This is a genomic window from Vibrio cyclitrophicus (assembly GCF_024347435.1).
Classification (GTDB): domain Bacteria; phylum Pseudomonadota; class Gammaproteobacteria; order Enterobacterales; family Vibrionaceae; genus Vibrio; species Vibrio cyclitrophicus.
In genome coordinates this window covers 1271642-1283893 of sequence record NZ_AP025481.1, presented here as the reverse complement: position 1 = coordinate 1283893, position 12252 = coordinate 1271642, and the positions used below count along the sequence as shown (strand labels likewise).

The 12252-nt window shown below is 43.4% G+C and carries 10 protein-coding genes; 3 read left to right on the top strand and 7 right to left on the bottom strand.

The features are described from left to right. Positions 1 to 67: 67 nt before the first annotated feature. The 3 genes from OCW38_RS20505 to OCW38_RS20495 form a co-directional block, all read right to left on the bottom strand. Entirely contained in the window at positions 68 to 313 is a 246-nt protein-coding gene (locus tag OCW38_RS20505) for a hypothetical protein (RefSeq protein ID WP_016767859.1), read from the bottom strand. 305 nt (positions 314 to 618) lie between these two features. Beyond that, a complete protein-coding gene (locus OCW38_RS20500; RefSeq protein WP_010431444.1) occupies positions 619 to 1122 on the bottom strand; it encodes an acyl-CoA thioesterase in 504 nt (167 codons plus the stop codon). 886 nt (positions 1123 to 2008) lie between these two features. Then, positions 2009 to 2902 (bottom strand): DMT family transporter, encoded by an 894-nt coding sequence (locus OCW38_RS20495; protein ID WP_261895955.1) that lies wholly within the window; start codon positions 2900 to 2902, stop codon positions 2009 to 2011. Positions 2903 to 3000: 98 nt separating this feature from the next. Here OCW38_RS20495 and OCW38_RS20490 point away from each other — a divergent pair, with 98 nt between their 5' ends. The 3 genes from OCW38_RS20490 (at position 3001) to OCW38_RS20480 (ending at position 6105) form a co-directional block, all read left to right on the top strand. Beyond that, on the top strand, positions 3001 to 3789 hold the full coding sequence (locus OCW38_RS20490; protein ID WP_010431438.1) for an AraC family transcriptional regulator: 789 nt from the start codon (positions 3001 to 3003) through the stop codon (positions 3787 to 3789). A gap of 109 nt (positions 3790 to 3898) precedes the next feature. After that, a complete protein-coding gene (locus OCW38_RS20485) occupies positions 3899 to 4807 on the top strand; it encodes a LysR family transcriptional regulator (protein WP_010431433.1) in 909 nt (302 codons plus the stop codon). A 128-nt stretch (positions 4808 to 4935) separates the two neighbouring features. Further along, positions 4936 to 6105 carry an MFS transporter gene (locus OCW38_RS20480; RefSeq protein WP_010431430.1) on the top strand — a complete coding sequence of 390 codons (1170 nt, stop codon included), beginning with the start codon at positions 4936 to 4938 and terminating at the stop codon, positions 6103 to 6105. Between the two features lie 245 nt (positions 6106 to 6350). Here the strand turns inward: OCW38_RS20480 and OCW38_RS20475 are convergent, their stop codons facing one another. The 4 genes from OCW38_RS20475 to OCW38_RS20460 all read right to left on the bottom strand — a co-directional run bounded on the left by OCW38_RS20475 (position 6351) and on the right by OCW38_RS20460 (position 12111). Continuing rightward, positions 6351 to 6911, bottom strand: coding sequence for a ricin-type beta-trefoil lectin domain protein (locus OCW38_RS20475; RefSeq protein WP_010431427.1), 561 nt, complete (start codon positions 6909 to 6911; stop codon positions 6351 to 6353). A 46-nt stretch (positions 6912 to 6957) separates the two neighbouring features. Then, positions 6958 to 7698 carry a DUF1499 domain-containing protein gene (locus tag OCW38_RS20470; RefSeq protein WP_016767861.1) on the bottom strand — a complete coding sequence of 247 codons (741 nt, stop codon included), beginning with the start codon at positions 7696 to 7698 and terminating at the stop codon, positions 6958 to 6960. Between the two features lie 108 nt (positions 7699 to 7806). Beyond that, the gene (locus tag OCW38_RS20465; protein WP_016767862.1) at positions 7807 to 10944 is read right to left on the bottom strand and encodes an efflux RND transporter permease subunit; all 3138 of its coding nucleotides are present in this window, start codon (positions 10942 to 10944) and stop codon (positions 7807 to 7809) included. Between the two features lie 3 nt (positions 10945 to 10947). Continuing rightward, entirely contained in the window at positions 10948 to 12111 is a 1164-nt protein-coding gene (locus tag OCW38_RS20460; protein WP_016767863.1) for an efflux RND transporter periplasmic adaptor subunit, read from the bottom strand. Between the last annotated feature and the right edge of the window lie 141 nt (positions 12112 to 12252).

Sequence of the window (12252 nt, the reverse complement as noted above, 5' to 3'; positions counted from 1 at the left end):
GTAGATCTCAACAGCATACTTTGAGCTAGACTCTTATCAGACATAGAGAATCGAGGCTGTGTGAAGATTAAAACTCTCGACTAGAAGGCGCACAGCCTAAATGCTGTAACAGTACATAGATACTTTCTTGATCGAGTGCTACGCGTCTAAACAGATCGGCAAACGTGTGGTCACCACCAAAACAAGTTTGAATATAGTGGTTAATCTCATTGCTGTCGTAGCCTTCTACGTACAAAGTTCTAACCCATTGATACTCAACAGCCTTCAAATTGTTCAGTGTAGATTCGCTAAGAGTGGGGCGTGTGACGCTCAAGAGTGGCTCCGAAAAAATTCTAATACATCCATTATGATTGGCGGTATTTAATCAGAGCAAAATGACGACTTTATTACAGAGAAGGCAAATCCATATTCGATAGTGGATTCATTTCAACTCTTTGGTTGAGTATCACGCTTTATCGGAAATATTGGTCTTAGAGATGTTTTATTTACTTTGGAATGATTTGTCGCAGAGTCACAAGACCAGAACTGTTTCGTTTGTGTTTAAAGTGGGTTAGGTAAAACAAATGCCAAGCATCTGCTTGGCATGGAAATAGGCGTATGTGAGAGCCTTGATTGACCTTACTTGAGGTATTTCACGTGTGCTTCCATCTCTTCACCGATTTGCTTTCGCATGTTCATAAGACGAATAGCCGAGTCTCTCAACTCAATGTCTTCTTCGGTATCAGGGATCCATTCTGGCACTTTGGTTGGGGTACCATTTTCATCGACAGCTACCATAATCACGATGCAGTGAGTCGTCAGACGATTGTTGAGTTCTTTGGGGTCGCTAGCTTGGACGTCTATTGCAATGTGCATTGACGATGAGCCGGTATAGATGACCTTCGCACTTACCTCGACAAGGTTACCAACATGGATGGGTGCTACGAATCGAATACCACCTGCATAGGCGGTGATGCAGTATTTGCCACTCCAACCTGCAGAACAAGCATAGGCTGCTAAATCGACCCACTTCATTACTGCTCCACCATGAACTTTACCACCAAAGTTCACATCTCCGGGCTCAGCTAAAAAACGCAGAGTAACGTCTCGTTTGCCATCTTGTCGGCTGTTGTTACTGCTCATCTATCTTCCTTCATTATTATTTTGCTGCATAACATACTTGTTACTTGCTAATAACAATATACTTAAGATGACATAAATTAAAGTGGATAATCTCACTGTTAAGATTATTTTTTCAAACGGATGACGAACCTATGAACATTGGTGTTTTCTGGCGATCGAGACGAGTGATAAACAGGAAAGGGCAAGATGGGTGTAAGTTATTTCGAAAGTGGGTTTCAAAAAAAACACCTAGCATAGCGCTAGGTGTTTCTAAGCCGTTCGGTACTCATATCGGTACCTTTTTATTTTAGCCAACTAACCGTTGTTCATCTGGTTAAGTTAAAGTGATTCTATCCTTATTAACCCTAAAGTGGTAGTTAAAGTTTTTTTACTATTCAGCTCACTTTTACTCTTTGAACAAAGTATAGATCCTTTGAGTGAACTTTGCCTGTCGAGTTATTGATTGGTCATTATTAGAGTGAGATCGGCCCTGACCGCAATCTTGTAAAGGTATTAATTATAAAAACACATTAAGTTGTTTTTCTTAATCACGTAAAAGATCCAAATATTCAGGTTGATCTGACGTTTGGTCAACTTGTTGCAAGGGCTCACTATAGTAGTAATCCTTCATTATTTACACTGCCGATAAGCGAATACTTTAACTAAACAGTATGACGATCTTTAAATTAAATCATAACCTTGTTGCAAGAAAAGAAGCAACGATTAAATAGTTTTAAGAGGATTGTTAACAAAAAATTAGATCGACAAAGCTTATCTAAGGAAGTGGTTTTAAACGAGGTAGCTATGAGTAGCCGTGGTTTGAAGCAGTTAAAAAATACCTGCTATGGTAGCAGGTACTGCGAGGATATCTCGTTGAGAACATCGTTGATAAATGAGGGGGGAGAGCTTAGCTTTGTTGAGGAAGCGGAAGCTCAAGCCTTGGTTTCCTCTTGATTTGAGCAAGAATGACACCAGAGATTACCATCACGCCTCCAATGATATGGAATTGGTTAATTTCTTCACCTAACCAAGTAGACGCAAGTGCAATCGCGATAACGGGCATTAAATTCATGAACATGGCACTTGAATCTGCGCCAATGGTGTCAATCGCCTTCACCCACATCCAAGGGGCCAAAATAGAAGCAGCAAGGGCAGCGTAAGCAATCAAAGGAATAGCTTGTTGGGATGGCAACAGTTGTTCGCTGGTTAACCAAAGTGGCGTCAACATAGAAACCGCAAACAATCCTTGGATATAAATCACTACCCAGCTACTTAACGGCATTTTCCAGCGTTTAAGCAGTACACAATAGGAAGCATAAACGAATGCGGCTATTAACATATAGCCATCACCCTGAGTCAGTTCTTGATGTATGAAGAATAAAGGATCGCCTTTCCCTAACATCAGAGCTAACCCAGACAGCGACAATACGCCGCCAACAATGCTTAGGCCAGAAATAGACTTGCTTAACAAGGGTACGCTAAGGAACACGCTGATCAATGGTACTAATGAAGTGATCAACGCCATATTAGAGGCGGTTGTCGTTAAGCCGGCGTAGTAACCCAAAGATTGGTTTAACACCATGCCCAAAAAGCCAAGGAACGCCAGTTTAGACAAATTAGGTTTAATGATTGGCCATTGCTTGATAACCGACCGAATACAGAAAGGTGTCAGAATCAACATTGCAATGAACCAACGGTAAAAACTCATCGCGCTCGGCTCTATGGTACTTGCAGCGAGCTTATTGACGATAGCATTTGCACCCCAGATGCAGACTGTAAAAAATGGTAAAAGATAATGCATGTGAATTCCGTCGCAAATGAGTTGATGCGGCTAGTTTGACAGGTCGTTATACTTACAGATATCTTTAAAAAGACATCAGGCGCGATAGGAAGACAAGTTTGAAAAAACACTCAAGAAACCTTCACCCATCCTTATCAATCGATAAGGCACCATCCAACGTATTTATGAATTTCGAAGCTTTCTTATCGAACACTGAAACTCGCGTGCATAGCCACCCTTGGGGACAAGTACAATTGATCAGTGGCGGTATTCTAGAAATGGAAGCTGAAGGTACACGCTTTCTAGCCCCGCCACACCTAGCTATTTGGGTACCTGCCGGAGTCATGCACTGCAGTTATAATCGCAAACCCTTAGATTATTGCTCTTTGAATATTTCCCATGAGCTAACGCAACATCTGCCTGAGAAAACCAGTTTAATAAAGATCACACCAATCGTATCCTCGATTATCGATGATTTTCGTCAGCGTGATATTAACGTTGCTGCGAGCGAACAAGATCAAAGATTAGTGCGAGTATTGTTGGATCAATTGGCAGAGCGTCAAGTTGAGCATCACTTTTTGCCTTCAACTGATAATAAATATCTTGCGCCCATTCTTGCTGCGATTGAAGAGAACCCAACTGATGATATCTCACTGAAAGATTGGGCCGATAAAGTGCACGCGACAGAGCGAACCTTATCGCGCCACTGTCAAAGTGAACTGGGGATGAGCTTTACTGAATGGCGACTTCGAGTACGCTACTTGTACTCTATGGATCTGTTAAGAAATGGGCAATCCGTTAAAGAAGTCGCACTGACTTTAGGCTATAACCAAGCTAGCCCGTTCATTAGTATGTTCAAGAAATATTCCGGCCAAACGCCAGAACAATATAAGAACCGTTTGTTGTAACTTGTTCTTGGCTTTAGGTTTACTCGTCAATTCTTTGTCATTGAGAATAAAATAATATACACGCGCAGTGTTCGCGCTTGTTAACCATCAAGGTTTATATTGAGGTCATATGGAGATCAAAGTATTAAAAAGTTTTGTAGCTGTAGCCACACACAGAAGCTTTTCAAAAGCAGCAAAGGAATTGAACACAGTTCAGCCTGCTATTAGTCGCCACATTACAAGCCTTGAGCATGAACTAGGGGTTAGCCTATTTTTTCGCACATCTCGCGAAGTCGTTATTAGTGCTGCTGGAAAGCATTTACTCACAGACGCCATAAAACTCATAGAACATACTCAACAAGCGAAACAATCCGCAATTCGAGCCTCTTCTGGTCATATTGGTACTTTGACAATTGGTTACCTTGGGGGCGCAACGTTGAGTTTCTTGCCTCGTTTAGTTCGGCAGTATATTACTGAAAATCCAACTATTGATGTCGATCTTGTTGAGATGACAGCTTCTGAACAAATCGAAGCTCTTGAAAAGCGGGAGATTGATATCAGTTTCTCTCGCCCACTTCCAAATCTGATTGATGATGACTACGTTTCCGTTCCGATTTATGCAGATAAGCTCGTTGCGGTTGTGCCAATCACACACGAACTCGCCCAATGTTCGATCATTCAAATAAAGCAACTGCAGTTCGATCCCTTCATTTTATTTGAACGTGAGCAAGCCGTGGGGTTATTTGATTCCATCATTACTCAATGTGATTTATCCGGTTTTTCTCCAAATATAAAAAAGCAACCCAACCACATGCAAACGGTGTTAACCCAGGTATCTTCTGGCTTAGGTGTCTCGGTAGCTCCTTATGCTATTCGTGACTTACGTTGTGAGGGTTGTGTCTTTATTAACCTTGAATCTGTGGATGTAGAGATGCCATTGGTGATGACACACCATTTACATGCTCAATCTCCCACTGCTAGTGCATTTGCAGCGATAGTACAGAGTGAAATTAAAGCAATTCAACAGAGTATGAGTTAGGAAATCATCTATGCAAATTGCGTATAGAATTTACATCAAATAGGTATTTTTGCTATTTAAGCGTCACCCTTAAACTCACTTCATCGAAATCACTCATTAAAACGATGAACTAAAATTAAGGTGTAATCATGTCAAAGGTGACGACAGAAACTTTGGGTACAGGGCGCTTATTACTTATGTCGAGCGCTGTCTCAGCAACCGCTGCAAATCTTTATTATAACCAGCCGATTTTACCCAAGATCGGTACAGAACTCGGTTTAACAAGCGCACAACTCGGCGCAGTGCCGGCGGCTAGTCAGATTGGTTATGCAGTGGCGCTACTTTTCTTATCGCCATTAGGGGACACTTTGCCGCGCAAACGCCTCATTGCGATCCTATCGGTAATGTTAGTGTTGTCATCATTTATTGCGTTTTCTGCATCTAGCTTAATTGTGTTGGTTGTTGCGTGTTTTGCGATTGGCTTAAGTGCCAATATCACTCAACAGTTGATTCCATTTGCAGCGTCATTAAGCACTCCTGAAACGAAAGGGAAAGTCATTGGGACTTTAATGACAGGCCTGACCGTTGGCATCTTGCTTTCTCGTACACTCAGTGGTTTTGTTGGTGAGCAGTTTGGGTGGCGTGCTGTGTTTATGATGTCGGCAAGTATCGCGATGATCTTTGGTTTAATGTTATACGCTTTTTTACCGACGAATACTCCGACAATCAAGATACCTTACCTTAAGCTTGTTGCTAGTATGGCAACGTTAATTAAGCAGCATTCGATACTACGTACATCTGCTTTAACCGGCGCGCTTTGGTTTGCTTCGTTCAATGCACTTTGGGCAACGTTAGCTTTGCACGTCAGCGAATCACCATTTAATTACAATGCTCAGCAAGCTGGGATGTTTGGGGTTATTGCCTTTGCTGGTGTGATTGGTGCCAAAGTTTCAGGTTCATTAGTAGGTAAGTTTGGTTCTCGAAATATGATCAGTATGGCGTTAGTCATTATTGCTGCTGGCTTTGTTGTTTCGGGGCTCTTTGCTGATACCTTGATTGGGTTGATCGCCGGTATCATTCTTATCGACCTTGGTGTGTTCAGTGCTCAGGTATCGAATCAAGTCCGCGTATTTTCAATTGATCCACAAGCTCAGAGCCGTATAAATGGGGTCTATATGCTTGGCTACTATCTTGGTGGTGCCTTCGGTTCGTTTGTGGGTATTCAGGTATTTGAATTGGTCGGCTGGGTAGGTGTAGTAGGCTTTAGTGTTGCAGCTGTGGCATTAAGTTTTATTGTTAACCGCATCAACAAGCAATAAATCACGTTGCCTTCATTTATGTGTTTACACATACTTGAGTTAAGGCTCGTTGCTATCGAAAATGAATGCTATTTAAACGTTTTAAAGTTTGGATAACACGGTTTACGACTCTCAATGGTGAGTGATAAGCGATGAGAATCATCCATCTTTCATTTCCCCGCAAAATAAAGGTGACATTACATATATGCAATGTCACCTGTAAAGCATTGGGTTGTGAAATAAATAGATTAACCAATGAGTACTTGTTACTTAGAAACAACAGTCCACTTCATTAGAACCGGTTCTGCTTCCTCACACTGAATCAGTTCAAGTGGACGTTTCACCCATGGGCCCGCTTCTTGAGTTTCTGATGTCACTGCCAAACAGTAGCTAGAGTCCGCTTTTAATCGAATGGTTTGATCATTTTCGCTGTAAACAAAACCTTGGTTTTTGGCGTCGCTACACTCTAGTAACGCGAGTTCGCTTTTTCCTTTCGCAAGAAGCCCTTGCATACACAGCCCTTCGAACGCGTAAGACTGAATTTGGTCTGTTTCGTTGTTGAATTCAAATCTCACATCATGACCCGAATAGTTGCGAGGAGAACCTTCAGGCGCTTTGGGTTTACAAGTATGAGTTTGCATTAATTCTGATTGACCAGGTCCGTAGGTATCAATACAAAACCCATAACCGTTTGGCTCATCTAAATTATCACTTAAGACAATGTATGGCGGTTCTGTCGGTACATTTGGCTCTGCTGCAAAGAGGAATGAAGGAGCAACAATTAAGCTAGATGCAACAATGAAGTTGGTCATACTTTTTAGGTTCATATTAATTTCATCCTTTAATGAAGGTAGGTGTTGTGACTAAAACGGCTTACTGGTTAAAACTTTCGGTGAACTCTACAATTCTAGCGGCATTGACACCTTTGTCACTGCGACCGATTCGAGACACACTACGAATATCGATACGGCTTTTGTTGTTTATTGGGGTAACTTGAACGACCACATCGTCCATAAAACCAAAGAAAGTTGTTTGAGCCGTTGCTTCAAAGCGTAATGCCTCTGGGTATCCTGCAACCACTTCCCATCCACTATTTTTCGCTATATCCAGTGCTTTTGCGTACGCATCTTCAGAAGAAAGGTTCGACTGAATAGGTTTAATGTATGGGTACAATTTTTTCTGTATGGCAGCCACTTCTTCTCCTGCATAAATCAGAGAGTTTTTGGCACCTGCACGCGTATCGTCTAGCTTATAAAATTCAGGTGGGTTTATAGTGTCGGTAGTAATGTCATGAATTGCAGGCTCACGCTTTACGGGGTGAGTTATGCCATGGAGCATTGGCGCGATGAGACCAAGCCCTATGAATGCAGCAACCAGAGACTTGAGCGCACCTGTACGATCACGAGTAATCCATTGGTAGATGAGCCCGAGTGTACTTAAAGCGAGTAGAGAGAGGCCGATAGGGTTGAGGTAGTTTCGAATGTAGCCAAAGCCAACAATAGGGTCCCATAAGCCCATGCGAGATCCAAATATCATCACCGCAACCATGAGTAATGCGGTAAAAGCGATGACTAGTAATAATGTTCCTATACGAGATGGTCGGTTGTTCGTCATTTTCTATCCTTTGAAAGTTTTCAGCGAGTAATGATGAGCCACTCCTAGGCTCACCATATCTTCATTTTGTTAGTATTCGGTTTTATTATTACTTCGTTTTGTGATTGCTCAGTTTGGTTGTTCTGTGTCGTTTGCTATTTCTGCTTTGTCATCTGACTTGAACAGTTTGCAGATCAAGACAAAAAATAGCGGAGCGAAGTAAATCACTAACAACGTCGCTCCCATCATGCCGCCTAAAACGGACGTACCAATCGCATTACGCGCGTTAGCACCTGCACCCGTACTCAGCACTAAAGGCAATACGCCGAGTCCGAACGCCAGTGACGTCATGATGATAGGGCGCAAACGCATCTCACATGCTTGTACCGTTGCATCAATAATGTTGACGCCTTTTTCATAAAGTTCTTTGGAGAACTCAACAATCAAAATGGCGTTCTTGGCGGTTAAACCTATGGTAGTTAGCACGCCTACTTGGAAGTACACATCGTTTTCTAACCCTCGTAACATAATCGCAGCCAGTGCGCCGAGTATGCCTAATGGAACCACCAGAATAATCGCAATTGGAATACTCCAACTTTCATACAGAGCCGCTAAGCAGAGGAAGACCATCAAGATGGAGATCGCATACAGAATTGGCGCTTGGTTGCCGGCTTCTATCTCTTGATAGGACATTCCCGTCCAGCTTACCTGTACATCATTGGAGATCTCGGCTGCCAATCTATCGATTTCAGCCATCGCTTCACCAGTACTATAACCAGAGGCGGCTTCACCGACGATTTCCACTGCAGGATTACCGTTATAACGTTGTAACTGTGGAGAACCTTGACCCCAGTGATAAGTACTGAAGGCTGAGATAGGCACCATCTCGTCGTTGTTGTTACGCACAAACCATAAGTTCAGGTCTTCTGGTGTCATGCGATATTCTGCATCAGCTTGAATGTAAACTTTCTTAGAGCGGCCACGGTCGATAAAGTCATTCACGTATGACGATGCCCAAGCAATCGACAGTGATTGGTTGATGTCATCGATTTCTAAACCGAGCACTTTGGCTTTCTCATAGTCGACATCAAGGAACAGTTGCGCGGTATCCTCCAGGCCATTTGGACGTGTACTTTGCAATAATGGACTTTGTGCCGCAGCACCAAGTAGTTGGTTTCTTATCTCAATCAGCTTGTCATGACCGACAGCACCGACGTCTTCTAAGTAGAAGTTAAAGCCTGTTGAAGTACCAAGCTCTCGGATCGCTGGGCTACTAAAAGCAAAGATCTGTGCATGTTTGTAGTTTGAAAATTCACCCATAACACGGCCGATAATGGAATCCACATCGGTTCCAGGCTCCGTCCTTTCTGACCAGTCTTTCAAGCCAATGAATGCCATTGCTGCATTTTGTCCAGAGCCTGAAAAGTTGAATCCAGACACGGTAAACACGTGGTCGACAGTGTGTGACTCGTTCTCTTCAAAATAATCTTTGATATCCAACATCACTTCTTGTGTCTTTTGTAATGTGGTCCCCGTTGGTGTGGTGACCATAACCATGAAGTCACCTTGGTCTTCATTTGGTAAAAATGAACTTGGCAGCACGTTGTATAGGTAAGCCGTGCCGGCAAAAAGCATTAGGTAAACAAAAACGAAGCGTAGTGGTCGCTGTAAAGCGTGTTTAACTGAACCTCGGTATTGGCTGGATAGCTTGTCGAACCCTCGGTTAAACAGTGCAAAAAACTTATTGCTCGACGCTTTATCGACAGGCTTTAGAAGCGTTGCACACAATACAGGAGTAAGAATCAATGCGACGACAACGGATAGCACCATTGCCGAGACAATCGTCAAAGAGAACTGTTGGTAGATAACGCCCGTTGACCCTGACATGAAGGCCATAGGAATAAATACAACCGACAACACCATCGTAATACCGATTAGGGCACTGGTAATTTGTCCCATTGACTTCTTAGTTGCTTCAAGAGGAGATAGATTCTCTTCATGCATCAACCGCTCAACGTTTTCCACGACTACGATGGCATCATCAACCAGCAAACCAATCGCTAACACCAAACCAAACATGGTGAGTGTGTTGATTGAGAAACCCAGCATGGCCATGACACCAAAGGTACCAAGTAGTACGACTGGCACGGCAATGGTTGGGATTAAGGTTGCTCGTAAGTTCTGCAAAAACAGTAACATCACGATAAACACAAGCCCAACCGCTTCAAATAGCGTTTTGACCACTTCAGTGATAGAAAGGCGAATGAACAAGTTGTTATCGGTTGTTTTAACCAATACTAGTCCGTCTGGAAAGCCTTTTGAAAGTTGTTCCAGTTTTGCATCAACCGCGTTTTGTGTGTCTAACGAATTCGCGCCGGTGGCGAGGGTGATCGCAATACCTGAAGAGTCCTTACCCATGTAGGCTGGAATGGATGAAGATTCTTCACTGGCTAACTCGACACGTGCGACGTCTTTGAGCTTAATTTGAGATCCGTCACTGTCGACTTTAATTAAGATGTCCTCAAATTCTTCAACGCTGGTTAATAGGCTTTGCGCTGTGATACTGGCATTAATTAACTGAGAATCAACGGCTGGCGTTCCGCCTAGTTGTCCAACAGTAACTTGGCTGTTTTGAACCGATACGGCATTAGAAACGTCAACAGGGGTGAGACTGTAGCTGTTCAATTTTGCAGGGTCTAACCAAATACGCATCGCATAAGATGGACCGAAAATAGTCACTTCGCCTACGCCGTTAACACGGCTTAAGATGTCCTTAATGTTAGAGTTTGCGTAATCTTGAATGTCGCCCGCACTCATGCTGCCATCAGGCGAATAGAGGTTGGTGACCGACATGAAACCCGACGTACTCTTGGTCACAGATGTGCCTTGGTTTTGTACTGCTGTAGGCAGGCGATTGCTCACTTGCTGTAAGCTATTCTGCACCTGTACCTGGGCAATATCGGGGTCAGTGTCTGCGCTAAACGTTAAGGTCACACTCGCACTACCAGAAGAGTCACTTTTCGACGCCATGTAAAGAAGGTTATCTAACCCTGTCATGCCTTGTTCGATGACTTGGGTTACGCTGTCTTCAATCGTTTTCGCTGACGCGCCAGGGTATGACGTTGAAATAGTCACGGCTGGTGGTGCAATTGTTGGGTATTGCGCGACAGGCAAAGAGACGATCGCCGCAATGCCTGAAAGCATAATGACAATGGAAATCACCCAAGCAAAAATCGGTCTGTTAATAAAAAAGTTCGATAAGGACATGGTTTATTCCTCGCTCGCCAAAGCAGGAACGGTACTGTCTGTTCTGCTATCGACAACAACCGCAACATCATTTTTCATGTTAATTATGTTGGTGATGACGACTTGTTCACCGCTAGAAAGCCCCTCTTTAACAACCCAACCGTTACCCACTTCATTGCCGAGAACGACTGGCTTTTTCGCTGTTTTGTTGTCTTGGTTAACGACAAAAACTGAAGGATCACCAGACTGGCTTCTTACTACAGCTGATTGCGGAACAACAAGGTAGCCTCGTGCTTCTGGCATCGAAATATGGGCGCGTACGTACATACCGGCGAGTAAAGTATTGTCAGGGTTCGGAATGATGGCACGTAGCGTTACCGTACCGGTTGAGTCTGAAACGAGCGTGTCCGAAAACTCTAAATGGCCGACTTCGTCATACGCACTGCCGTCTTCTAACGTTATCGTTACTGGGATCTCTGCATTTTTGTCGGTAAAGGTCGCAAACTCTTTTCTGATTTTGGTAATCGCTAACGAAGATTGCTGCATATCCACGTAAACGTTCGTGGTTTGCACAATAGTCGTCAGGTAAGAAGACTGCTCAGAGGTCAATAAAGAGCCTTCAGAGACCAAAGAAAGACCAGCCTGACCTGAGATAGGCGCTTTGATTTTGGTATAAGACAGTTCAATATTGGCGTAATCCAATTCTGCTTGGCGGATCGCGACTTCAGCTTGGGCTTCTTTGTAAAGGGCGTCTGCATCGTCAAAATCTTGCTGACTGGTCAGTTTTTTTCTTAATAGTTCTTTATAGCGGAGTGCCGTTTTTCGAGCGGTATCTTCGCTCGTCAGTGCTTTCGCTAATTGAGCTTGTGCGCTATTAACGTTGGATTGATAAGTGGTTGGGTCAATTTCATAAAGTACATCATCGGCTTCTACGTGAGAGCCCTCTTTGTATAGGCGGCTTTTGAGAATCCCTGTTACTTGAGGCCTCACTTCTGCTTGCTTGAACGCGGCAATTCGCCCTGGCAACTGGGTCGTCAAACGCAGTGTTGTTGGAGTCAAGTCTAAAACGTCGACATGAATAGGACCTGGGGCTGGTCGTTGTTCCATAGCTTGTTCGCCACAGCCCAATAGTAGAGAACTAGAGAGAAGTAAGCCCAAAGGCAATCTTAACGCGCGGGGTAGAAACATAATGAAACCTTATCCTAGAAGCAGAATTGCAAACATAGAAAAAAGGATAGCAGTTATATGGTTAAGGCAGGGTTAAGGCTCAGGGGTTATACGAGTCATTGGATAGCTGCAAATAACTTGATGCAGATTGCATTCCTGAAC